Annotated in this window: 18 protein-coding genes; 1 reads left to right on the plus strand and 17 read right to left on the minus strand. The window is 43.0% G+C overall.

Going from position 1 to position 23,800, the window contains the following annotated elements:
• Nucleotides 1-78: 78 nt before the first annotated feature.
• The 12 genes from QR40_RS00475 to cls all read right to left on the minus strand — a co-directional run bounded on the left by QR40_RS00475 (nucleotide 79) and on the right by cls (nucleotide 18,354).
• A complete protein-coding gene (locus QR40_RS00475) occupies nucleotides 79-1,725 on the minus strand; it encodes a DUF4091 domain-containing protein (protein WP_044292886.1) in 1,647 nt (548 codons plus the stop codon).
• Between the two features lie 40 nt (nucleotides 1,726-1,765).
• Nucleotides 1,766-3,349: a hypothetical protein gene (locus QR40_RS00480; protein WP_044292887.1), complete on the minus strand. Its 1,584-nt coding sequence runs from the start codon at nucleotides 3,347-3,349 to the stop codon at nucleotides 1,766-1,768.
• Entirely contained in the window at nucleotides 3,350-4,774 is a 1,425-nt protein-coding gene (locus QR40_RS29365; protein WP_052430637.1) for a M17 family metallopeptidase, read from the minus strand.
• Nucleotides 4,775-4,886: 112 nt separating this feature from the next.
• Nucleotides 4,887-7,979 (minus strand): alpha-mannosidase, encoded by a 3,093-nt coding sequence (locus QR40_RS00490; RefSeq protein ID WP_044292888.1) that lies wholly within the window; start codon nucleotides 7,977-7,979, stop codon nucleotides 4,887-4,889.
• A gap of 51 nt (nucleotides 7,980-8,030) precedes the next feature.
• On the minus strand, nucleotides 8,031-8,960 hold the full coding sequence (locus QR40_RS00495; RefSeq protein WP_081820230.1) for a carbohydrate ABC transporter permease: 930 nt from the start codon (nucleotides 8,958-8,960) through the stop codon (nucleotides 8,031-8,033).
• A 33-nt stretch (nucleotides 8,961-8,993) separates the two neighbouring features.
• On the minus strand, nucleotides 8,994-10,745 hold the full coding sequence (locus QR40_RS00500) for an extracellular solute-binding protein (protein WP_044292889.1): 1,752 nt from the start codon (nucleotides 10,743-10,745) through the stop codon (nucleotides 8,994-8,996).
• 69 nt (nucleotides 10,746-10,814) lie between these two features.
• Nucleotides 10,815-11,768 carry an ABC transporter permease gene (locus QR40_RS00505; RefSeq protein ID WP_027293806.1) on the minus strand — a complete coding sequence of 318 codons (954 nt, stop codon included), beginning with the start codon at nucleotides 11,766-11,768 and terminating at the stop codon, nucleotides 10,815-10,817.
• Nucleotides 11,769-11,842: 74 nt separating this feature from the next.
• Nucleotides 11,843-12,604, minus strand: a complete 762-nt coding sequence (locus QR40_RS00510) for an endonuclease/exonuclease/phosphatase family protein (protein ID WP_044292890.1) — start codon at nucleotides 12,602-12,604, stop codon at nucleotides 11,843-11,845.
• Nucleotides 12,601-13,539 carry a metallophosphoesterase family protein gene (locus tag QR40_RS00515; RefSeq protein ID WP_044293422.1) on the minus strand — a complete coding sequence of 313 codons (939 nt, stop codon included), beginning with the start codon at nucleotides 13,537-13,539 and terminating at the stop codon, nucleotides 12,601-12,603. The genes QR40_RS00510 and QR40_RS00515 overlap by 4 nt, the downstream gene beginning before the upstream one ends.
• A gap of 192 nt (nucleotides 13,540-13,731) precedes the next feature.
• Nucleotides 13,732-15,312, minus strand: a complete 1,581-nt coding sequence (locus tag QR40_RS00520; protein ID WP_052430639.1) for an SH3 domain-containing protein — start codon at nucleotides 15,310-15,312, stop codon at nucleotides 13,732-13,734.
• Between the two features lie 446 nt (nucleotides 15,313-15,758).
• A complete protein-coding gene (metA, locus tag QR40_RS00525) occupies nucleotides 15,759-16,700 on the minus strand; it encodes a homoserine O-acetyltransferase MetA (RefSeq protein WP_044292891.1) in 942 nt (313 codons plus the stop codon).
• Between the two features lie 103 nt (nucleotides 16,701-16,803).
• Nucleotides 16,804-18,354 carry a cardiolipin synthase gene (gene cls / locus QR40_RS00530; RefSeq protein WP_027293802.1) on the minus strand — a complete coding sequence of 517 codons (1,551 nt, stop codon included), beginning with the start codon at nucleotides 18,352-18,354 and terminating at the stop codon, nucleotides 16,804-16,806.
• Nucleotides 18,355-18,516: 162 nt separating this feature from the next.
• Between cls and QR40_RS00535 the strand changes: the two genes are divergently transcribed.
• Nucleotides 18,517-19,251, plus strand: a complete 735-nt coding sequence (locus QR40_RS00535) for a tRNA lysidine(34) synthetase (RefSeq protein ID WP_044292892.1) — start codon at nucleotides 18,517-18,519, stop codon at nucleotides 19,249-19,251.
• Nucleotides 19,252-19,282: 31 nt separating this feature from the next.
• Here QR40_RS00535 and QR40_RS00540 read toward each other — a convergent pair whose 3' ends face one another.
• From QR40_RS00540 to QR40_RS00560, 5 genes are all read right to left on the minus strand, one after another.
• Complete coding sequence (locus QR40_RS00540; RefSeq protein WP_027293800.1) at nucleotides 19,283-19,552, minus strand: DUF1905 domain-containing protein; 270 nt, start codon at nucleotides 19,550-19,552, stop codon at nucleotides 19,283-19,285.
• 26 nt (nucleotides 19,553-19,578) lie between these two features.
• Nucleotides 19,579-19,959, minus strand: a complete 381-nt coding sequence (gloA2, locus tag QR40_RS00545; RefSeq protein WP_044292894.1) for an SMU1112c/YaeR family gloxylase I-like metalloprotein — start codon at nucleotides 19,957-19,959, stop codon at nucleotides 19,579-19,581.
• A gap of 10 nt (nucleotides 19,960-19,969) precedes the next feature.
• Nucleotides 19,970-21,151, minus strand: coding sequence for a MalY/PatB family protein (locus QR40_RS00550; protein ID WP_044292896.1), 1,182 nt, complete (start codon nucleotides 21,149-21,151; stop codon nucleotides 19,970-19,972).
• Nucleotides 21,152-21,213: 62 nt separating this feature from the next.
• Nucleotides 21,214-22,326, minus strand: a complete 1,113-nt coding sequence (locus tag QR40_RS00555; RefSeq protein ID WP_044292897.1) for a M20/M25/M40 family metallo-hydrolase — start codon at nucleotides 22,324-22,326, stop codon at nucleotides 21,214-21,216.
• A 526-nt stretch (nucleotides 22,327-22,852) separates the two neighbouring features.
• Nucleotides 22,853-23,761, minus strand: coding sequence for a magnesium transporter CorA family protein (locus tag QR40_RS00560; protein WP_160295752.1), 909 nt, complete (start codon nucleotides 23,759-23,761; stop codon nucleotides 22,853-22,855).
• Between the last annotated feature and the right edge of the window lie 39 nt (nucleotides 23,762-23,800).

The following is a 23,800-nucleotide window of genomic DNA, read 5'->3' on the forward strand; positions in this document are numbered from 1 at the left end:
TTCTTGCTGTCATAAGCTGCTGTGTCTATATTTATCCGGGTATTCAGAAAGGTCTTAGAGCGTGATTTAAAATACGCTCTAATGCCTTTTCGCGATCTCCCTGTTTACCTTTTCTCTGAGCTTCTGAAAAAACTGACTGCTGTACGGATAGGAAACAAGGGTTACCGGCATCTGTGCCGTCTGTCTGATCAGTTCTAATACATACTCTCTTGACGTAAGTTCTTCCAGCATCTGAAATGCACGGATATCCTGCATGGCTTCGGATAATACCATCAGGCGTATGGATTCTTCCGGGCAGCCGTCCTCTCCCGGATATACCAGGAAGGCATCTCCGGAAGGAAATGCTGCCCCTGCATCCGTGACCTCATAAGGATTAATGTGGGACAGGGAATATTGCGAATTGTAGAAATTAAATCCCCAGTGCAGAAATCCCTCCAGGCGGTACTGATACATCTGTACTCCCAGAATCCGTGTTCTTCCCGAAGGCATGGCGAAGAAACGATTTGTAACATCTTTTCCCTGGGCCCCGCAATAATAGGTCCAAAGTCCCTGTACCTGATGTTCTAAAAAAGGATTCAGATGATCAATTCCCGGAACCGGTTTATCCACGATTCCGCTTTCATAAAAAGTATATCTGGAAACTGCATCCATAATGGGGTATCCCTTTAGATGGCCGGATACGGATTCCCTTACTTTCCGGTACATTTCCAGGTCTTTTTCCTCCGGCTCATCCGATAAGTGGAAAAATACCCGTCCTCTTAAATCCCATTCATCCAGTTTTTGAACCAGCGCATCCAGATATTGTGCCAGAAATTCCTGGTATTCAGAGCTTTGACTATCCGTCTCCCATCCAAATATCTGTTCCATAACACCATCTTTTACTGCCATCACTTTGGGTGCACTTTTTGCCCCCCATTGTGTAAAAAGATGGGCGATTTCAAAATATTTCACACCGCAATCCATACACATTTGAAAATAGGTATAAAGTTTTTCAAAGGAAAAGATATATTTTTTATCCGAAACACTCACATCTACCAGCTGCACCGTGGTGCGTTCTCCGCCTATAACGGTATCCAAAGGAGGAGTAAATGTGGGCGCTAAAATCATATTAATGCCGCGTTTTACATATAGAGTGATAAAATTCTTTAATATCTGCCAGTGCCGCGCAGACCAGGGCTCTGCCCGGTAATAGTCAGCAAGACAGTCACAATGGAACCACTCTGTATGAATACAGGTCTGGGGGCTTAGATTAACCGGATAGATGCAGATCTCTGTATGTACCTCACCGACCAGTAAATTATCTTCATCATAAAACTGCAAGGTCAGATCCTGTAATCCCTCCATTCCCTCTTTTGCTTCCATATCAATCCATAATGTGTGCCACTGGCGTGGAATAAATGGAATCTTTTCAAGCGAAATATCTCTTAATAAATCCGGATAAAGTCCGGGTTCTTTGGAGAGATAATGCTCATCGCAGTCTCCGTTGCAGGGCAGGATAGAGGGCATCAGCTTCACTTCCCGTATCCGTACCGCATCCTTTAAGCTCCCTTTCACCTTTACCTCCCCATACCGGGTATACGAAGTCTCTGCCCGATATGCACATTGAAGGGAGATGGTTTCTCCCAGGAAGCCGGATAACACTATTCCCTTTAAGTCATCTTCCGGTTCTATTCCTGGAAATACTTTGGTAAGGGAACTTATAAATTTAAATTCATATTTGATCATGTTGTTATCTACCTTTCACTGAAAATAATTAATATCAATTTTAATCAGGTTCTATGATTTCTGCACAAACTTTATTGTCAGTAAACCGGTAAGTAAATCGCACAACAGCGTTATCCCTGTATGTAACAAGGCTTGCCTTATTTGATGAACCGCTTCTTGGATAGCTGTCGTAACAGTATGTTGCAGACAGCGTGCCATAAGTGGATATTGCATAATCATATGTTCCCGCATAGGGAATCACTACTGTCAGCGTATACATACCCTCACCCAGATAATACATACGGGTCACTTCACTGTTGGAATCATTTTCCACGGCTCCCGCCGAAGGTTGAAAGCTTCCATAAACCACTACTTTTTCCGGAAGTTTCACACCGGTTTCTTTATCATAGACGTCTCTTGCTCCATAATCCATCAGATTTCCGGGATTGGCTGCTTTTTCACGGAGGCTGTGATTCATTTTCCAGAGTCTTTGCAAAGCTTCTTCCTGGGAAAATCCCATGGGGCAGTCTTTACTTTTTTGGTTGATCTGGTAGAACTCCTGAATCTCTTTTGTTCCATCTTCTTTCTCCATCATGAGAGCTGCATCACTGAGCATTCTTCGAAACGGAATTTCAAAATAGGCATTTGGATTCTGTATTTCTGTCCAGTAATAAGTATACTCCAGAAAATGATTACGGGTTGCTGCATCCTGGTTAGCAAACCATCCGATCTGGTCATATCCCCACCAGTCTTTCCTTGCCAGCTCTTCTCTGGTAAACTCATCAAACCGCTCTATTACTTTCCCGCCCCAGTTGTCATACTCCATAAGATAGGGCATTGCCTGGGCACTCCATCCATTGGGATTGCTGCCGCCTTCGCTAAACCCTTCTTTTACCAGCACCTGCTTATGCCCCGGATGCGCAAGCAGCGGAAAACCCGTAAATGGCATGGCATGATAATCAAACAACAATCTTCCACTGATATTAATACCATGTGTATGGGCATCCAGAAGTACTTTATGCCGGCGGGCATGTTTTTTCGCATAATCCCTGATCAGTTGAAACAGCTCTTCTGTTTTTAGAAATCCTTTATCATTGGCAGTATACAAGTGAATCTGCCCCATATGGAGCGCTTCATATCCACAGTCAATATAACGGCAGGCCCTGTAATAAAACCACATTCTCGCCTCCAGACGGTTCAGGTCGGGTATCCCACCGTTTTTTTCTTTTTCACGGCTTATATGTATAAACCCCGGCGGTTTCTGTGGAAACAAGGTCTTTTCCAGACAAAAATTTCTTTTTTCCGGTTTCTCGCCAAATGCTTCAAAAACATATTCTGGAATGGGAATCTCATTGATTTTTTCTACAATTATCTCGAATATACAAGCCTGCAATATGATCTCCTCATCTAATGCATGGACTTTTTCCGCCAGAATCCTGCTTTTTTCAAAATGTACCTCATCGTCCATTGTCATATACCAGACTCCCGAGGCTCTGCCTAAGAACTTCACCCCCAGATCACGAATGACTCTCAAGTCATCCTTCAGAGTATTGCTTTCAAATAATCCCGCTGCTGTCACTGCCCTGGAAAGATAATTTTCCAGAACATCCTTTTTTATGTACGTATCGAAGATATAATCTGTCATCTATTTGTCACTCCTTTTATCATCTAATAGTGAAGCAATCGTATCTGTAAAAACGCCGGTGGCACCTTTACACAAGCTTTCCGTCTCCTGCTTATTTACAGCAGGTCCTACCACATCCAGATGAATCCACCGGATTCCTTCCTCGATAAATTCTTCCAGAAAAGATGCCGCAACACTTGCACCCCCGCCCTTTCCAGGAACATAGTTTATCAAATCTGCCGTAAGAGAATCTTTGATTTCCTGTTGAAAATACGCATCTAAAGGCAGTCTCCAGAGTTTTTCACCGCAGACTTTTGCCCGGTCCTGAAATTCCCCATAAAATTCGTCACAATTGGAAAATATCCCTGCTATCTCACTCCCAAGGGCGTTCTGGCAGGAATAGGTGAGCGTTGCAAGATCAATGATACTCTCTGCACCGATTTTTGCTGCAAAAGTCAGCGCATCACAGAGTATCAGGCGCCCTTCTGCATCGGTGTTATAGATCTCTACCGTCTTACCTGACATGGTCGTAATTACATCTCCCATTTTACAGGCATCCGGACTGATCACGTTTTCCACGCAGGGTAAAATGGCGCAGATTCTCTGTTTGCTTTTATTACGCACTGCAGTTTCAAAAGCCGCCAGTATATTGGCACCACCGCACATATCATACTGCATCCCCTCCATGTCACCCATGTTTTTTAAATGATAGCCCCCACTGTCAAACATAACCGATTTTCCTACCAGGGCAGTAAGGCTCCCTTCTCCACTTCCTTCATAATACAGTACCAGGAGTCTTGCCTCTTTGCTGCTCCCCTGATTTACTGCAAGAATTCCCTGGCATCCCATTTCTTTCAAAGCTCTGTCATCAAACACTTCCGCTTTTATATGATAATAATCCGCCAGTTCTCTGACATACCCTTCCATCTCCCGGATTCCAAAATAATTGCCCGGAAGGTTCCCAAGACTTCTGGCATGGCTGATACACCTGGCATCCATAACTGCTTCCTCCAGGATTTTGCACAGATCAAATCTCGTAATAAAGGTATAATGGCATTTGGGATATTTTGAAAACAATTCCCTGTTAATAAATATACTATTATTTCCAATTTTTTTTAACCCTTCTTTTGCAAAAGAATATCCGCCTTTCACAATTGCCTTAACCATAAGCCGAATCAGTTCTGCTGCGCTTTCCTCTTCCCTGCACACTCCGTCCAGGTAAATCCGGATATCACCCACGGCATTTTTCCCCAGTATCCGGGATTGTTTCTGTAAATCGCAAAAAGGATATTCTTTGTTCTCTCGAATATCCCACCTGGTGATCTGTCTTTTTTGTATACTGCTGTTTATGATTGGGGCATTCAGTTTCTCCCCTTTTTTTCCTATGAGTATCAGCCTGCTTTCTTCTCCCATTGGATCTAAGCCGGCATTAATATGAAACTGCATTTTCATTTTCCTCCCGCAGACATTTTCGCCCGACATTTATTCCCGTGAGCAGCCAGCCAAACGGACGCGCCTGCGGGTCCATCCGGCTGCTTCCACAAGTATGTATTTTATGTTAGAAATTCACCATAATGGTTTTAATCTCGTAGGGCTTAACGAAGATTTCTACCGGCCCTTCCTGAAATGTTCCTTCCGGTATTTCCATCAGGCTGCATTCACACCACTGCCTGATATTAAAAGCACTCTGCATTTTGATCGTTTCTCTGGAACCTTTAAATTCATGAAAACGAATTACAATGGCATCGCTGTTTTCTGCCTTTTTCACCGCATCCACTACAACTGCATCTCTGTCAAACGAAATAAAACTATGTTCCATAACCGGTTTTCCGGGTTTTCCAGATAATGGATTGTTAAGATCGAATGCCTCTTGTTCTATCTCCGCCCGGTACCATTCTCTGTGATGGGGCAAAATAGAATACGTGAATTCATGATGTCCCAGATCTGCTGTATAATCCGGGTCCACCGCCGATTTTATCAGCGTCAGGCGAATGGTATCTTCTTTTATGTCATGTCCATATTTACAGTCATTTAAGACCGCCATTCCATATCCTGTTTCCCACAGATCTACCCACTTATGCGCCACTACTTCAAATTTGGCACTTTCCCAGGGGGTATTGCGGGTAATCGGTCTTCTCATATTGCCTTCCTGAATATCGAATCTGGCATCCACCGCCCGGATATCCACAGGAAATGCGGTTTTCAAAAGCTTCTGGCGTTCTTCCCAGTCTGCCTCAGTGCGAAAATCGATCCTTTTTTTGTTCCGGTACAGGCACATTGTCTGTCTGATCCTGGATTTATGATAAGACCAGGTGAAAGTGACATAAATTCCAGCCGGCTGCTCTTCTGCTTTAATTTTGATACAATTGGTGATTTCTTCTCGCTTTAAATCAATAGTAGGCTCCAGTTCCCATGCATCAAAACATCTTGGCTTGTCTTCAAAGACCTGGAGTACATTGCTGCATTTTCCCGATGGGAGTACCTCTCTTGCTGCTTCCTTGTCGTATATTCTGGTAAGCTGCCCCTGTCTGTTCCAGGAGACTATATAATACGGGGTATCTGCTTCAAAGATCTCTATTTCCTGTCTGGAACCGGCTGTACCCTCTTTTTTATAAATGGATACAAATGAAAATGGCTCTATATCCGATAAATATACTTCACTTCTCCCATTCTCCCATCTGGAATCCAGCTTTTTCCCATTTTCATCAATAAAGAAATCCGTCTTTTCCGTATCAGGTATCAGGACATAGGTATTCCGCTTCCAGTTTGCATTATTAAATACCGTATACACACCTTCCTCCGGCTGATATAAGGCTTTGCTGAGATTTTCATTCACCTGCTTCAACAGCCCTTTGGCACGTTCATATTCGGTATGACTGTCTTCATATACTTCCTTAATAGAAGAACCCGGAAGAATATCATGAAATTGGTGACACAGAACAATTTTCCATGCCTTTAAGATTGTTTCTGACGGATAAGGTAAGCCGGTAAGCTGTAGTGCCAGCACACTCAGCAGTTCGGTATCTCTTAACCAATATTCCATTCTGCGGTTCATTTTCTTATTATATGCCTGGGAAGTATAAGTTCCCCGGTGAAATTCCAGATATAACTCTCCATCCCAGACAGGCAGGAACCCATTCATGGGATTTTCCAAAAGGGTCTGATTCAGCCTTTTGAAATAACTGCGGGCAGTTTCTGTTTTGACTTTGGGAATACCCGGTACTTTATTCAGCTGGGTCATGGTCTTAATCATATCACGATTGGGACCTCCGCCGCCATCACCATATCCATACGCGATTAAAAGTTCCCGGTTCAGATCTTTATTGCTGTAATTATCCCAGACACCCTTGACAGCATATGGTCTGGTATCACCATTATATGTATAATATGAATCTCCCTGGTCTGTAGTGGTAATGAAATGTGTGGTAACCTCTGTCCCGTCTATCCCTCTCCATAAAAAGGTATCATAGGGCAGTTTATTGGTGTCATTCCAGCTGATTTTCGTAGTCATAAATGTGTTCACGCCGGACTTTTTCAGTATCTGGGGCAGCGCCCAGGAATATCCGAACACATCTGGGAGCCACAGAAAATCATTCTCATAGCCGAATTCCTGCATAAAGAAATTCTTTCCCACCAGGATCTGGCGGATGATGGATTCTCCGGAAGCCAGATTACAGTCGCATTCCACCCACATGGAGCCTGAGGGTTCCCACTTCCCCTGTGCAGCCCTTTTTTTGATCTGTTCATAGATGTCCGGATAATCTTCTTTGATAAATTCGTAAAGCTGTGCCTGAGACTGCAAAAAAGTATACTGGTCATATTCTTCCATTAAACGGTTCACACTGGAAAAAGAACGTGCCGCCTTTTCTCTGGTATGGCACAGCCTCCAAAGCCATGCTGCGTCAATATGGGTGTGCCCAAGTAAAGTCACTTCTACTTCCGGTTTTCCCTTTCCATCCATCTGTCCGTTTAAATAAGCATATGCTTTTTTTATACTCTCATAGAATTCGCCGCTGCCGGGTTCGGTATAGTCCACATACCCAAAAGCTTTCACCAGTGTATTTAAAATCCATTCTCTATACTCATGGCTGTCATCCAGCAGCTCGTAAGCCTCCAGGGCAGTCCTTGCCAGAAAGTAAAAATCGTCTGTCGTATGATCCAGTATACCAAACTGCGCACGCTTTATTTCCATTGCCATTTCCCGGGGTCTTCCGCCGCCGTTTAACCCAGACCAGACACGGAAATTCAATTCCAGGCTGCATCCGTTTTTCCCTGGCTTTAAGAAGACTTCCCTGTGGTTTCCATCCACGCCCTGGTAAGGTTCCCCATTTAAATACAGTAAGCTTTCAAAATGGCTGTTATTTCCGGTTCCCACCCGTGCCCCAAAGTCAAAGAGCCCGACTACGTCTTCCGCTTTCATTGTTTCTGGTATGGTGATGCGGGTACACAGCCAGTTATAGCGGTCCCATCCTTTCCAACGAAATCCCGGGCTTACCACGCGGGGTTCTCCCATGGGGGTACGGTTTCCTGTCTTCCCGTCATCCTCATACCAGAGAAACTCCGGTATTTCCTGTAAGCTGTGGTAACGCAGCTCTTCCAATTCTTCCAATAAATTCTTTATTCTGTCTTTGTTATGAAAATCAAATGGCATATTATCCTCCAGGATGTTACAGAATTTTAAACACGCTCCAGTGTATAGACATCACCCCTTCACTGCTCCAATCATGGCACCTTTTGCGAAATATTTCTGTGCAAAGGGATAGATGCATAATATCGGCAGGGTGGTAACTACTACCGCTGCCATCTTCAGTGAATCCGATGTGACGGTATTGGCATTTTGCGCCAGCGCCTGGGATACGGATGTAATTTCCTTCTGCGCTGCCATTGCTCTTGCCAGCATCTGCTGCAGTACGGTCTGTACCGGCCACATAGCACTGGACTTCATATAGAATGCTCCGGCAAACCAGTCATTCCAGTGATTTACGGCTGTGTATAATCCTACAACGGCAATTACGGGTTTACTTAAGGGAAGCATAATCCTTCCATAGATCCCGAAAAATCCACATCCATCCAGTTTTGCTGACTCTTCCAGACTTTCCGGAACAGATTCAAAAAAGGTACGCATCATAAGCAGATAGGTAACACTTACCAGTCCGGGTACTACATACACCCAGAAGGAATCCAGAAGATGAAGGTTGTTGTATTGGATATAAGTCGGGATCATACCGCCTCCAAAGAGCATGGTAAATGTGATCAGCATGGTGATAACCTTGTTTCCCGGCAGCTTCTTTTCCCGGAGGGAATAGGCTGCCAGAGATGTTACCGCCAGGCTGGCGGCTGTTCCGATAAACGTTCTTGCAATGGTAATTACATATGCTTTCATGATACTTCCATCTGCAAATACTTCCTTGTAGTTGTCCAGGGTAAATAATCTGGGCCAGAAATATACACCGCCTTTGGCTGCATCGGTTCCGTCATTTAATGATAGTGCCACTACGTTAAGGCATGGAAGCACGATTAACAGACATATGATGATGATGATCAGATAAATAATTACCTGTATAAACCGATCCATTGGATTTTTCTTAATTTTCTTTGCCACCTTGATAGTTTGTTTATTTTCTCTGCCCATGCAAGCATCCGGTCCTTTCTATTGCTTCCTCATTTAGCTGTAAAAATTGATTGCTGTCTTATCTTCCTCATACATCTTTTTCAGATAATCCTTAAACTTGTCATTACCTGCTGATTTTAACTGCGCACGGAAAGATTCTACGATGGATTTTACTTCAGCGTCATCCTTTGCAAAGAATGCCTGGGTTAATACTTCTTTATAGTTTAACAGATCCATCTGTGCTTTAACGTCTTCCATTCCTTCTGCTGACAGATACGCCGTTGCATCAAGTCCTTCGATCAATTTTTTCACTCTGGGGTATTCTTTCGCCACCTCAACGGAACGCTCAAAAGTAGTACTGGATGAGGCACCTGGACGGCTTTCACCAAAGTTGTCCAGAGGATTTAAATTGGTTAATATAAAATTGAAAAATTCCAGTCCGCTTCCGCCCATTCCGGCTCCAACCTGATTTACCAGCCAGTCTGTATCTCCTTCATTTAACTTCTGGGTCACTTCATCGGTCAGCTGTGGCTTTCCATCCACCATATTGTAGGAAACGCCTTCTACCCCGTACTGGCAAAGGAGTGTTCCTTCTTTTGTAGACAGGTAATCGAAGAATTTAAAGATCTCTTCCGGATTTTCGGCATCTGCAGATATCGCCCAGGCACCATTTGCTGTTTTTCCATGAGTTACTTTCTTGTTGTCGCCCTGGATGTCATTTAACGGTCCAAGGGGTACCCATTCATCTGATCCGTAAATAATTTCCTGATAGTTATGAACATCACCGATAATCGCTGAATTATGTGTCTTGGATACTTCCTCTGCGCGGGTACTGTCCATAGTAAAGAACTCCGGATTCATCAGCCCTTCATTTAATAATTTTCTGACATAATTGATTTTATCGTATACATGGTCTGTTTCTGCTTCATGCATGACATTTCCATTTTCATCAATGTTATAGCCGTCGCTTACGCCCCAGTCCAGGCCTGCAATATCAAATTCCAATGCATCTACAGAGCCTCCCCAGAATTTAGGTCCAAGCGGCCATACATCATTGCCGTTATCATCTTTGAATCCGCCCTGTTTAATTTTTACAAGCAGGTCATAAAATTGTTCGGGGGTACGTATTTCCCTTGGATCAATTTTTAGTTCATCTGCAATCTTTTTCTGGATATAAGGTCCGCCCAGATATTCATTTTCCGGAATGTATTCCAGGGAACGGTCTATTTCATCGATTCCAAGGTGCAGCAAATACACGGCCCCCTTAAAGTCATCACGGAATACGATATTTTTCTGGGAATCATGAGGAAGATAATCGTCTTCATAATATTTGGAATATACCCTGGAGTTTTTCATATACCCGGATACATCCGCAAACATGCCTTCTTTTGCCGCTTTCAAAAGCAACGGAAACTCCGGTCTGGTGGAGTCATTTAGATAAGTGACAATCACGTCCGGAATGGTTCCTGCCGCCAGCTGGGAAGCCAGGACTTTCGCATCGCTGTCACCTGGTGTATACTGAATATTTAATTTAATACCAGTTCTTTTCGTCAATTCCTGCATAACCGGAGTACTGTTTATGTCCTCAGGTAATGTATAGCCAATGTCATCCACATATACCTGCACATTAATAGTCCGGTCTGCAATCCAGGTATCCGGCTTGTCAGCGGCTGCTTCCGCTCCCGTATCCGCCGATTTGGTATCCGTATTCTTTCCTGTTTCCTTTGCACAGCCTGCCAGCAGCCCTGCTGCCATGGTTCCTACCATCATTACCGCCAGTATTTTTGTTGCCAGTTTCCTTTTCATATCAACAATTCCTCCTTCTTAACTCTCTCTATTTCATAGCTCACTTTATATCTCTCTATCATATTTCTGTCACCATAGTCCCACTTCCGTGGTCTTTTTACATATCCGGTTACAGATAATGACCATTACCAGTCCTACGATCCCCTGGATCAGACCAATTGCCGTGGCATACCCAAACTGACCTCCCTGCAATCCCACACGAACTACATAGGTATCCAGAGTATCTGCCAAAGCCATATTGCCAGGCGTTCTCAACAAATAAATCTGTTCAAATCCGGAGGAAAGCAAGCCCCCGATTCCCATAATAAACAACAGTCCAATGGTTCCCCGGATACTTGGCAGCGTAATGTGCCACATTTTCTTAAGCTTAGAGCAGCCATCCATCTCTGCCGCCTCATACAGGGCAAGATCCACACTGCTGATTGCCGCCAGATAAATAATGGAATCCCATCCGATATTTCTCCATAAATCCATGGAAAATAAGATCTTGAAGAAATATTTAGCCTCCATCAGGAAGAAGGTGCTTCCATCACCGCCCATCTGTGTGATAATCTGATTTAATACTCCGGTATTGGGAGCCAGAATTCTCTGCAGCATGGTTACGATAATAACCGATGATAAGAAATGCGGCAGATAGGTGATGGTCTGGGTAATCTTTTTAAATCTTAAATTACGGATTTCATTGAGCAGAAGTGCAAGTATTATAGCAAATGGAAACTCCAGAATGCATTTAATCGCACCAACGCTTAAGGTATTGCGAATCAGCCTGAAACAGTCATAGCTCTTGAAAAAGGATTCAAAGTAGCGGAACCCAACCCAGGGACTTCCCCAGATCCCTTTTCGAAACGAATAATCTTTAAAAGCCAGAACACTTCCTGCCATTGGAACGTAGCAGATTAATATGTAATATATAATACACGGCAGCAGCATCAGATACAGGGGCCAGTATTTGAGCAGCCGCTTTCCAAGCGGTGCCTTGACCGGCTTTTGCCTGACAGGCTTTCTTGCAGCAGCAGTTTGCATTTGTTCCTCCTCCTTTTATTTGATGAGTTTATTATAAATTTTTTTCCATATTTTCAACAATGGACAAAACCTTTTTATTTAGTGTACATTTCTACACACAGAGGATAATGATCCGACAAATATACACCTTCACTGCAATCCATCCACTTTTCGATGCCACAGCTGCACAGTTTGTCTTCAGCATAGATATAATCAATTTTCTCTGGTTCTGACAGGTTCCCGTAATCATGGAAGGTTCCTCCTGCCAGTTCTGTCATATCACGGAATCTTGGATATTCTTTCATAATCTGCATCTCCTCGGAATCCGGAAAAGCATTAAAATCCCCTGCCAGAATCACCGGTATATCATGGAATCCTTTTTCCGCCTTTAACTTTTGAAAAATCTGGCTCAGTCCCAGAAGCCGTGCCTTGGTTCCTTCATGATCCAGATGAATATTGATAATCCGGAAAAGCTCTTTAGTCTGGAGATTCTGAAGTACTGCTTCCGTACAAGCCCGGGGACAGATGCTCTGCTGGGGATAGCGGCTGCCGGGCTGTGACGGCGTCTCGGAAAGCCAGAAAGTTTCCATAGAGATCAGATTATACTTCCCTTTCTGATATGCGATAGAAGTCTGCTCATCTTCCAAAGAGCTGCTTCTCCCGCACCCGATGATATAATAATCCGTCAGATTTTCCTTTAGCCACACCGCAACGTGGGGTAATACCTCCTGAAAGCAGATAACATGAGGCTGTTCCTGGATTATTTTCTTTATAATCAACGGTTTTCGGTTGGAAAAACAATTTATGCCATCCTGATTGTAATCACATCGGATATTAAAAGTAGCCAGTTTTATCATCCTTCATCCCTCACCCTCTCTGGTTTATGCTGCGGTGGATTTTTTACCACGCTTCCATCTTCCTGGCACACGTAGGTTTCAAATCCGGTAAGATCATCTTCCTGCAGCACAAATATTCTTGCCCCTCTTTTCAGGCCCTCTTTCCCATAGCCTCCGTATCCGCTTGCCCTTCCGTATCCCAGAACGATTCCGTACATTTTACCCCAGAAATCATTTGCATGGTCATGGCCTGCGAATAGTCCTCTGGTATGCCCTTCTTCCAGCATTGCAGTGAAAAATCCAGAATTGATCCGGGGACAGCCGATACCTTCATTTTTCTCACCATAGCAGACTTCCATATCCCATAATTCATGGTACTCAGGAATCGCCATGTGTAAAAATGTAAGTGCGGAAAAATCTTCGCCAGGATTCTGCTTTTCATATTCCCGCATCATTTCCTGGTACCAGTTAATCTGTTTTTTCCCCAGATAAGCGTAATCTCCTACCTGGGGCATTGGGTTATAATCTCCGGAATCCAAACCACAGACCAGCCAGCGCAGCCTTTCTTCTCTGCTGCAGACCTCAATCATATGATTACCGGTTCCCTCCAAACCGGTTCCCCCATCAAATGCCAGGCATCCCGGTAGTTTTCTCACTTCTTCAAATAATTCTTCGTGGCTGCTGTTAAATTCCACATCATGATTCCCAAATACAAAAGTCCATGGAATCCCGGATTCGATAAAAGGTGCCAATGCCTTTGGAAGAAACTTAAGATTCTGTTCCCCGTATACCGTATCCCCGGTGGTAATTAACAGGTCCGGACGTTCCCGGGCAATCAGCCTGCCCATCATTGCCGTCGTTCTTGCATCATCGGCATCGTCATTGGTGTAATGGATATCCGTAAACTGCATTACTTTAAAAGTCCCGTCATTTTTGAAATATAATCTGTTATTCATATCCACTGTCCTTTCTTTTTTCACATATACTTATGTGAAGTATATAAAGCAAACTAAATTCCTATATAGCTTATCCGTATTATGGATATTCTGCAATAGACAGAAATTTATAAATCAGTGGATATTTCTACAACGAAAAAACAGATGCCCGGAAGCATCTGTTTTTTCAGTTCTTATTTATTATTTATATGATCAGTCAATATAGCTTGCTGCGCTGTATGCCTGTCTATAGCTGATATCGGAAATGATGATTCCCGTTTCCGGTGTGCTGGCATGAATTACCTGATTGTTGCCGATGTACAAGGCTACGTGGCCGATAGATCCGCTGTCATCTAAATAGAACAGTAAATCTCCGGGCTGAACGCTTCCTAAGTCAACACTTCTTCCTCCATAAGCCTGGTCTGCAGCCACACGCGGGATACTGATACCGAAGTTTGCCATTATGGACTGTGTAAATCCGGAACAGTCTGCTCCGTTTGTCAGACTGGTGCCTCCCCATACGTAAGGATTACCTTCAAATTGAAGCGCAAAACTTACAATACTCTGTCTGGTACCGGAAGTGGAGGAACCCTGTCCGCTGCCGCCGGATGGATCCTGGTTTCCGGGAGCTTCCGTCTGAGGCGGCTCTGTAGCAGGTGTTTCTGTAGCAGGTGTTTCTGTAGCCGGAGCCTCTGTTTCAGGAGCATTAGTTTCCGTTTCTGGTACTTCTGTAGCAGGAGCCTCTGTCTCAGGGGCATTGGTCTCTGGCACATTGGTTTCCGGTGCATTGGTCTCTGGCACATTGGTTTCCGGTGCATTGGTCTCTGGCGTTTCTGTCCAGGTTGTTTCTGTTTGCGGAGCTTCTGTCTCCGGTGCCTCGGTCGAGGGGACTTCGGTTTCCGGGGCATTGGTCTCCGGGGCATTGACTGCCGGAGTCTCTGTTTCCGGTACATTGGTTTCCGGGGCACCTGTCTCCGGTGTTTCTGTCTGCTGTGCATCTGTAGATGCATTGTTCTGTCCCTGAGATGAACCCTGCGTATTGGATGCCGCTTCATCTGCCTTACGCGCTTCTTCTAAAGCTGCCTGATAAGCTGCTTCTTCAGCTGCAAGCCGCTGTCTTTCTTCTTCCAGGGATTCTGCTACTTTAAAATGCATGCTGCAATCCACATATTCTTTCGACACGTAGCCTTCCATATCTGAATCTACTCTTACTTTTACCCAGTCTCCCTGGTCATCCAGTACACGGAGTTTCTCCGAGTCACCCACCATGCCTACAATATCCTGATCCGTTCCGGCTCCTGACCTTACCATTAAAGTAGTGGTCTTAACGGTAGCGACTTTTTTCCCCACCTGTTCAGCCAGTGCCTCTGCTTCTGCACCTGTGACAAAATATTCTTTTTTAACATAACCTTCTACAGAACCGGAACGGATATGGTACCATCCGTCTTCTTCGCCCAGTATCTCGGCTGCCGAATTATCATAGAGCTTTCCAAGTACTTCTCCTTCGTCCGTGTTTGGTTTATTTCGTATATTAACATAAGCATCATCATTAATCTGTGCAATCGCCAAATTGTCATAAGGATTCGAAACCTGTGCCTGCGCTTCACTGCTTCCGTCCGTCCCATCCTGTTTGTCAGCAGATCCCTGCTCCGAATCCTGGCTCCCGCTTATACTCGCCTGTAAACCAGCCAGCGGAACCTGAATAGTCTGTGCTTTTGAAACAAGACCCAGGCTTGAAAACGTAATAGATCCTGCCATCAGACATGCTGCAATCATCATCATTCTTTTCTTCATGAAATTTCTACCTCCATATTGCTATATTTAATTGTTACATAATTGTTAAATTTATTACGTTTTCATTATATCATAATTACATTTTTTGTCAACCTCAAGATGATATATTGTTTTACGCCACTCTAAATCCCCAGTATTCAAAAGGATTTTAGCCATTTATTTTATTTTTTCTTTATTCTTTATTCATATTTTTTATTAATATTATCGAAATATTTCGTAACAACTCTGGGTTCAGTTAAGGAGTTGCTTTGTACTGCGGGTAATGATCAATAAGATAAGCGCCCCTTACTTTTTCAAAAAAGATCTTGAATTTTTTGCTGCAGTACTAATAGTTATAAAAAAACCGGATCAATATACGCTAACCCTATCCTTGGATGGGGTTTACATATACTGATCCGGCTTTTTATAAGCTACTGTTACATCAGATAAATCATTCTTCTGCTTTGTCAGTCATCATCATTCTTTTTTAAATCACCTGTTTCATTTAAACTGTAAGGAGTTGCCTGATATACATAATAATTCAGCCAGTTTGTATACATGTTATTCGCATGGGACCTCCACATGAGAACCGGCTTATTCTCCGGGTCATTCCCCTGATAATAATTCATGGGCATGTCGATATCCAATCCCTTGCCTACATCTCTTTTATACTCTCCGTCCAGTGTTACCCGGTCATATTCCGGATGGCCCATGACAAAGATCTGTTTGCCGTCCCTGTTCATAGCCAGAAAAACCCCGGCTTCTTCAGAATCAGCCAGAATCATTAGATCGTCACATGCCTCGATAGATTCCTTCGGTACCTCCGTATGCCTGGAATGAGGCGCCAGGAACATATCGTCAAATCCTCTTACCAGAGGAATCTTTCGATTTAATACCCTGTGCCAGTACAATCCGAACATTTTCCTGTCCAGAGGCTTTTTCTGAAGTCCATAGTGGTAATACAAGGCAGCCTGCGCTCCCCAGCACAAATGAATTGTGGAAGTTACATTTGTTTTCGTCCATTCCATTATGTGGGTCAGTTCTTCCCAGTAATCCACGTCTTCAAACTCCATTTGTTCTACCGGTGCACCGGTAATAATCATACCGTCAAAGCTTCGTTTTTTCACATCATCAAAGGTTATGTAAAACTGATTCAGATGGCTTGTTGCTGTGTTCTTCGATTCATGAGAAGTTACCATCAGAAAGGTTATATTCACCTGCAGCGGCGTGTTCGATAAGGAACGCAAAAGCTGCAGCTCTGTTTCTTCCTTCAATGGCATGAGGTTCAATATCGCAATTTCAATTGGACGGATATCCTGGTGCATTGCACGGTTCTCATCCATAACAAATATATTCTCCTGCTCAAGGATCTCTTTTGCTGGTAAATCACCCTGTACTTTAATTGGCATAATCTTCACCTTTTCTTATTTTGTCGTTGCCACTAGTATAACACATTCTTTTCTTCCAGTAAAAGTCCAATTTTATGGCACACTTGTGCGTGTGCCACAGACATTACATGAGGGGTGCGAATAATCGCAGTACTTTTCCAATGAGTTTAATCACCGGATTGAGTTTTTTATAATCTTCCTGAGTTATTCTCCGGCACTTTTTCAGCGTCTCCTGGAAATCCGCTTCAATATTAGCAATCTCCGCATTTTTATATAAAAGTGCTGCACACTCAAAATGCAGATACATGCTTCTGAAATCCAGGTTAATTGTCCCCACGACTGCCTTTTCGTCATCGGATGTAAAGACCTTTGCATGTACAAATCCCGGGGTATATTCGTAAATCTGCACTCCGGCATCCAGTAATTCATTATAATAGGTTTTCGCTAAAACAAAAGCATACCACTTATCCGGAATATGAGGCATCATAATAATAACTTCCACACCTCTTTTCGCTGCATATGTCAATGCAACTTTCAATTCCTGATCCAGGATCAGATACGGCGTCATGATATGTACATATTTTTTCGCCGTAAACAGGATATCCATGTACACCAATTCCCCAACCTGCTCTTTATCTACGGGACTGTCTCCATAAGGGATTACAAATCCATCCCCGGGTGCAGGAATCTTAAGCTGGGGCACGTCCACATATTTTCTGTAGTCTTCTTCACTGTGGCGCTTATCCACATTCCACATCTTCAAAAACAGCAGCGTAAAGCTTTTTACTGCCTCACCCTGAATCATGATAGAAGTATCTTTCCAATGTCCGAAGCGTTCTTTTTGATTGATATATTCATCTGCCAGATTGATTCCCCCGGTAAATGCAAGATATCCGTCAATCACCAGGATTTTTCGATGGTCACGATTATTCTGGATGGTAGATAGCGCCGGTTTAATCGGTGAAAACATCCTGCACTGGATTCCCAGCTCCTGCATTCTCCTGGGATAATTATAAGGCAGTAAAACAAGGGAACACATCCCGTCATACATAAAACGAACTTCCACGCCTTCTTTCACCTTGCGCTCCAGAATCTCTAAAATTGTATCCCACATGACACCGCGTTCCACAATAAAATATTCCATAAATATAAAATGCTGTGCCCGCTCTAACTGTACAATCATCTCTGCAAACTTATCTTCTCCCAGCGGGAAATATTTGGCAGAGGTATTCTGGTAAACCGGTAGATTCTCTACACGATATAAATAATCGGACAGATGTCCCATTCCCTCATCCTCCAGGCGCAGATTATTCAAAACCTCTGCATTTTGGGGAGTCAGCTCTTTTGTTTCTATATTTAATCTTTTCAGCCTGGAGTTTACCCATTTTGTATCAATCTGTAATTCAATAAATAAATAAAACAGAGCCCCAAATACGGGTATAACCAGAATTGGAATAATCCAGGCAATCATAAATGCAGGATTTTCCCTCTTATTAATAATATAAATAACAAGTACCAATGCCAGTGCCACTACGGCTCCATAGGCATAAAACATGTAGTCTCTCAGCAATTCAAATCCCAGAAACAGAATTCCAATCTGAATCAGCAGCAGGAAGATCAGAATTGCACTGCGACTGAATACAACACTAAAAAAACCTTTTTTTCCTTTTTCCATCTAATTCCCCTTCTCTAAATATACAACAAATGCCGCATAATCTCATATTATATCACACTTTTCCTATTTTCATAGGTCTAAATTCGAATTGTATGCTCCCATTAGGTAAAAATATGATATACTGATACAGGTTTTACCACATACATTTTAGGAGGAATACGAATGAAATTACAGCAGCTTTTAAGTTATACCAGAAAAGCCGTTGATGAATACCAGATGATTGAGGAAGGGGACAAAATAGCCGTAGGCATTTCCGGCGGCAAAGACAGCCTGACTATGTTATATGCCCTTCATGGCCTGAGACGGTTTTATCCAAAACATTTTGAACTGGAGGCTATTACGGTCAGCCTGGGCTATCCCGATTTTAATCTGGAACCAATCAAAGAACTGTGTAAAGAACTGGACGTTCCTTATACCGTAATCGATACGGAAATCGCCAGAATTATTTTTGACGAAAGAAAAGAGAGCAATCCCTGCTCCCTGTGTGCCAAAATGAGAAAAGGCGCATTTAATGAAACTGCAAAAAAAATGGGATACAGCAAAGTAGCCTACGCCCATCACAAAGATGATATTGTAGAAACGATGCTGCTGTCCCTGATTTTTGAAGGGCGCTTCCACTCTTTTTCCCCAAAAACATATTTAGACCGTATGGATATGACGGTTATCCGTCCACTGATGTACGTATTGGAGGCAGATGTCATCGGCTTTAAAAATAAATACCATCTTCCGGTTGCAAAGAGCCCGTGCCCCATCGACGGCTATACCAAAAGGGAGTATGCAAAAAATCTGATCCGTCAGCTTAACGGGGAAAATCCCGGAGTAAAGGAAAGAATGTTTACCGCCGTATTAAATGGAAATATTCCAGGGTGGCCCGAAAGAATTCCACATACAAGATAACTCTTGATTTTGGCAGATAGTATTCCGATTTTTATTCCCGCTCTTTAATGAATACATGCACCATATCACCGGGCTGTTTTTGTATTTTCTGCCGGATGTCTTTGCGAAGTCCTATGATATGACAGGGAGTCTTCATCCGAACCAGGCTTCCTGCATAGGGTTCTCCGTCAAATAAGGCATGAACCTTAACCCTGCCTTTCCCAAAGACCTCCTTTACATCAAAGGGGATTTCTACATAAGCACCGTCTATATCCGGAACTTTTTTAATCTCTGCATCAAACTCATAACTATTTGTATTCATTTACTTTACCTTTCTTTGTTCCGGGATTATTCATGCAGTTCCAGCGGCAAACCGTCCGGATCATGAAAAAACGTCATTTTTTTACCGGTATAATCATCCAGCCGAAGGGGCTCCGTTTCGATTCCCTTTTCTTTTAGCCATGCGACTGTCTCTTCTATGTTATCTGTCTGAAAAGCCAGGTGGCGAAGTCCGCAGGCTTCCGGATAACTGGGGCGTTTGGGGCTGCCGGGAATTGCGAAGATCTCCAGTTCACAGGTTCCAAGCCTTAAATCCAGCTTATAATCATTTCTCTTTTCCCGGTAATTTTCACGTATGATTTCAAATCCCAGCTTCTCTACATAAAATTCTTTGGATCTTTCATAATCCGAGACAATAATTGCCACATGGTGTATTGTATTTAACTGCATCTGCCCCCTCCTACTTCAAGCTGTCAATGGCTTCTGCCAGTTGTTTAAAAGCCTTTTTCAGGGTTTCTCTCTGACAGGCAATATTAATTCTCTGGAATCCGCTTCCGCACTCTCCAAACATGGAACCATCGTTGAGCCACAGATGCGCTTTTTCTACCAGCAATTGATTCAATTCTTCTGCTGAAAGCCCCAATTCTCTGAAATCAACCCATAATAAATAAGTTCCCTGAGGTTCGATGAGATGAATCTGGGGCAGGTTTTCTTTCAAAAATGTTCTTACAAATTCCAGATTGCCCGTGAGATATTCTTTTAGTTCTTCCAGCCATTCTCCGCCATAGGCATATGCCGCCTGACACGCTGCAAGACCGCAGGTATTCAAGTCACTGTATCCGGTTTTGGCAATCTCTTTTTGAAACTGTTCCCGGATAGTCGGATTTGGAATCCAGATATTGGATGCCTGCAGGCCTGCCAGGTTAAAGGTCTTGCTGGGAGCGGTGCACACAATGGAATTGTCCGCATATGCCTGTCCCAATGAGGCATAAACCAGATGTTGATAACCCGGATAGGTGAAATCGCAATGGATTTCATCAGAAACTACCAGCACTTTATGTTTCAGGCAGATATCCCCAACTCTTTGCAGTTCCTCTCTGGTCCAGACCCGTCCTACCGGATTATGAGGGCTGCACAGCAGGAAGACCTTTACCTCTTCTTCCACTATTTTTTTCTCAAAGTCTGCATAGTCCATACGGTAAACACCATCTTCACATACCAATTGGTTTACCACCAGCTTGCGTTCATTGGCTTTAATTACATTTGCAAACGGATGGTATACCGGCTGCTGGATCAGAATACTTTCTCCTTCTTTAGAAAATGCACGAATCGCAGATGCCAGGGCAAACACCACACCGGGAGATTTAACAACCCAGGATGCATCCGTTTTCCATCCAAAATGATCCAAAAACCATTTTCCGAGAACCTGAAAATACTCCGGTTTTGCATCGGTGTATCCAAAAACTCCGTGTTCCGCACACCGCAGTAAGGTTTTTTTCACCTGCTCCGGCACACAGAAATCCATATCCGCCACCCACAGGGGGATCAGTCCTTCCTGTCTTCCGAACTCCGCTGCAAAATCATATTTCAGGCAATTAGTGCCTTTTCTGTCTACAAGTTTATCAAATTGACTGTTTATCATGGTTCTTCTCCTATCTTTCTATTTTTCATCTTTTTGTTGTTTTCATACAAAAAAGTATAAATTTAATCGGATGTCTGCATTAACCCCATCACAATTTTCGTAACCTTTTCCATATCATTTACAGTAGTATATTCACTGCTGGAATGTGCCTGCTGCATGGCTGATGCCAGGACCATTCCCCGGATTCCATTGGCACATAAATGATTTTGGTCGCTGCCTCCAAAAGTTCTTTCCAATACCGGCCCTATTTTTAAGGTATGACAGACGTTTTCATATCGTCTGACAACGGCTGCATCTTCAGGTGTCACATATGCCTGAAATAATATTTCTTCCTGATACTCCACGACTCCGCCCAGTTTGCCAGCCTCTTCTTCAAAAATATTACGAATGTCTACTAACTGGTTTAATACCGCTTCATGAGAGAAACTGCGCACCTCTCCTTTTACTTTGCACACAGGCGGCACGATATTGGTAGCAAATTCACTTTGAATGCTTCCGATATTTACCGTCATCTCCGTTCCTACATGTCCCATGGGAATTCGGGAAATCGCTTTGGATGCGATTAAAATAGCATGCACTCCATCTTCCGGTGCAAATCCGGCATGAGCTGCTTTCCCCTGCACCGCTGCTTCAAATGTCGCCAGGGAAGGGGCCGCAACTGCAGCAGTTCCGATTTGCCCGGTTTTATCCAGTACATAGGATTCTTTTGCTCTGATTCTGGAAAAATCGAACACCTGACTTCCCCGCAGATGCTGCTCTTCCGCTATAGAGATCAGAAACTCCACATCCCGGTGGGGTATGTTTTGTTCCGTAATGCTGCGGACGGCTTCGATTACCTCCGCTATAGCAGCCAAGTCATCGGCGCCAAGAACCGTTGTCCCGCCGCTTGTTATTTTTCCATCTTCTTGTACGATCGCTTTTTTGCCTTTTGCCGGTTCCACGGTATCCATATGCATGGAAAATAAAATAGGCGCGCCTTCACATGTCCCTTTCCAGTAACCATACAGATTTCCGCTATTTCCGCCATAACAGCTTCCCGCCTTATCTTCTTCCAGAATAATCTGATTCTCAGCAAAAACTCCAATCAGATAATCCGCCATCTCCCGCTCCCCAAAGGAAGGGGAATCGATTGATACTAAGCGGCAGAACTCCTGAATCATCCGCTCTCTGTCCATTTTTACCTCCTGCTTCACACTTTATGGACTATTAGTATATCACGAAATGCAGTATAAATCATCTGTCATCCTTTCAAATTTTCAATTTTTCAGTTAAAATAAAAATTTCCCATTTTCTACTATTTTTCATAAATAGCAGAGGACATTTTAAGTCATTATTTAAAATAATCTCCGGCAGCTGTTCTGTGTTCGTTAAATTTTATACAATGATTGTATTAAATTTTCGTCAATGTATTTATATTTATACAATTTTTTATCGTTCTTTCTATATAAATCTATTTATCCAAAATTTGTCAAACAGACGAAAAGGTGATAGAATACGTTAAATAAATCACAAGGCGAGGAGTGGTAAAGATGGCAGTAATGGCAGGAATGATCGTAACACTTGGATTGTTAGTAAATGGATCTGCTATGGTTGGCTTTCAGTTAATATCTTTAAAAAGAAAAGCAGTGCGGGTTCAATAATAAGCGGAAAAAAAGCGGGGCCAACAGCATACCCGCTTTTTTAATGCCTGAATATAAGCTTCTATTTGAACCACTTTTTGATTTTAAAATACCAGATTTCAATTCCGGTTACGAGAATGCTTACCAGAATGATAATTCCATATCCGTATTTCGTATTAAGTTCCGGCATGTTGGCAAAATTCATGCCATACCATCCTGCAATCAGAGTTAACGGCATGAAAATTGTTGTAACTACAGTTAAAAACTGCATTACTTTATTCTGGTGGATATCGATCTGGGACTGGTACATTTCCCGAAGCTGCATGGAATATTCCCTGAGCATATGGGTAGTATCATAAAATCTTTCCACCCGCTTTGTATAAAAAGTGAAGAGTCTGCAGTCTTCCCGGTTAAATAAACGGTTCTGGTTTTCACTAAGGGTATCACTTAAGTCCATTAACTGCTGATAATAAGCGTTTAGCTTTAACAGTTCCCTTCTGCATTTAAGCAGCTTTTTATTGAAATCCCTGGTGTCTGAATTGGAAAGACCCTCTTCCATATCTTCCAGCTTTTCTTCATACTGCTGCAAGAAAATCACATCATCCCTGGTCAGATATTCCATAAATTCAAAAAATACATGTGCCACGTATGTCTTGGGAAGAACCTGTATCTGACAGATTTCCTCCAGCATCTTTTCTACAATGTGATTATCGTCCACAAAGAGCAGCCTTTCCTTATCCATGTAATAGCCAAATCCGGATTCCTTCTCCAAAAGATCCTCTTTGCAGGGAATCACAAAAGTTCCCACAATACAGTTTCTCAGCACATCTGCCTTACAAAATTCAACATTGCCAAGGCTTCTGGTCAGTAAATCCACGTGAAGGGTTTTCTCATAACGTTTCTTATATTCAGATGAAGAAAGACATTCCACAACGACAAGCCCCTCAGCAGGTGTTTCTCCCTTATTCAAAGGGATTAATTTATCTTTCACATAATATCGCATTCCATGAACTCCATTCCATTTTTATAT

The organism is Robinsoniella peoriensis (assembly GCF_000797495.1).
Lineage (GTDB): Bacteria > Bacillota > Clostridia > Lachnospirales > Lachnospiraceae > Robinsoniella > Robinsoniella peoriensis.

What these genes read in the sequence shown, in the direction of transcription:
- QR40_RS00490 (WP_044292888.1), bottom strand. Translation starts at nt 7,979, where the DNA reads ATGCCATTTGATTTTCATAACAAAGACAGAATAAAGAATTTATTGGAA.
- QR40_RS29365 (WP_052430637.1), bottom strand. Translation starts at nt 4,774, where the DNA reads ATGCAGTTTCATATTAATGCCGGCTTAGATCCAATGGGAGAAGAAAGC.
- cls (WP_027293802.1), bottom strand. Translation starts at nt 18,354, where the DNA reads ATGGAAAAAGGAAAAAAAGGTTTTTTTAGTGTTGTATTCAGTCGCAGT.
- QR40_RS00480 (WP_044292887.1), bottom strand. Translation starts at nt 3,349, where the DNA reads ATGACAGATTATATCTTCGATACGTACATAAAAAAGGATGTTCTGGAA.
- metA (WP_044292891.1), bottom strand. Translation starts at nt 16,700, where the DNA reads ATGCCAATTAAAGTACAGGGTGATTTACCAGCAAAAGAGATCCTTGAG.
- QR40_RS00535 (WP_044292892.1), top strand. Translation starts at nt 18,517, where the DNA reads ATGAAATTACAGCAGCTTTTAAGTTATACCAGAAAAGCCGTTGATGAA.
- QR40_RS00500 (WP_044292889.1), bottom strand. Translation starts at nt 10,745, where the DNA reads ATGAAAAGGAAACTGGCAACAAAAATACTGGCGGTAATGATGGTAGGA.
- QR40_RS00495 (WP_081820230.1), bottom strand. Translation starts at nt 8,960, where the DNA reads ATGGGCAGAGAAAATAAACAAACTATCAAGGTGGCAAAGAAAATTAAG.
- QR40_RS00550 (WP_044292896.1), bottom strand. Translation starts at nt 21,151, where the DNA reads ATGATAAACAGTCAATTTGATAAACTTGTAGACAGAAAAGGCACTAAT.
- QR40_RS00540 (WP_027293800.1), bottom strand. Translation starts at nt 19,552, where the DNA reads ATGAATACAAATAGTTATGAGTTTGATGCAGAGATTAAAAAAGTTCCG.
- QR40_RS00510 (WP_044292890.1), bottom strand. Translation starts at nt 12,604, where the DNA reads ATGATAAAACTGGCTACTTTTAATATCCGATGTGATTACAATCAGGAT.
- QR40_RS00515 (WP_044293422.1), bottom strand. Translation starts at nt 13,539, where the DNA reads ATGAATAACAGATTATATTTCAAAAATGACGGGACTTTTAAAGTAATG.
- QR40_RS00505 (WP_027293806.1), bottom strand. Translation starts at nt 11,768, where the DNA reads ATGCAAACTGCTGCTGCAAGAAAGCCTGTCAGGCAAAAGCCGGTCAAG.
- QR40_RS00520 (WP_052430639.1), bottom strand. Translation starts at nt 15,312, where the DNA reads ATGAAGAAAAGAATGATGATGATTGCAGCATGTCTGATGGCAGGATCT.
- QR40_RS00475 (WP_044292886.1), bottom strand. Translation starts at nt 1,725, where the DNA reads ATGATCAAATATGAATTTAAATTTATAAGTTCCCTTACCAAAGTATTT.
- QR40_RS00555 (WP_044292897.1), bottom strand. Translation starts at nt 22,326, where the DNA reads ATGGACAGAGAGCGGATGATTCAGGAGTTCTGCCGCTTAGTATCAATC.
- gloA2 (WP_044292894.1), bottom strand. Translation starts at nt 19,959, where the DNA reads ATGCAGTTAAATACAATACACCATGTGGCAATTATTGTCTCGGATTAT.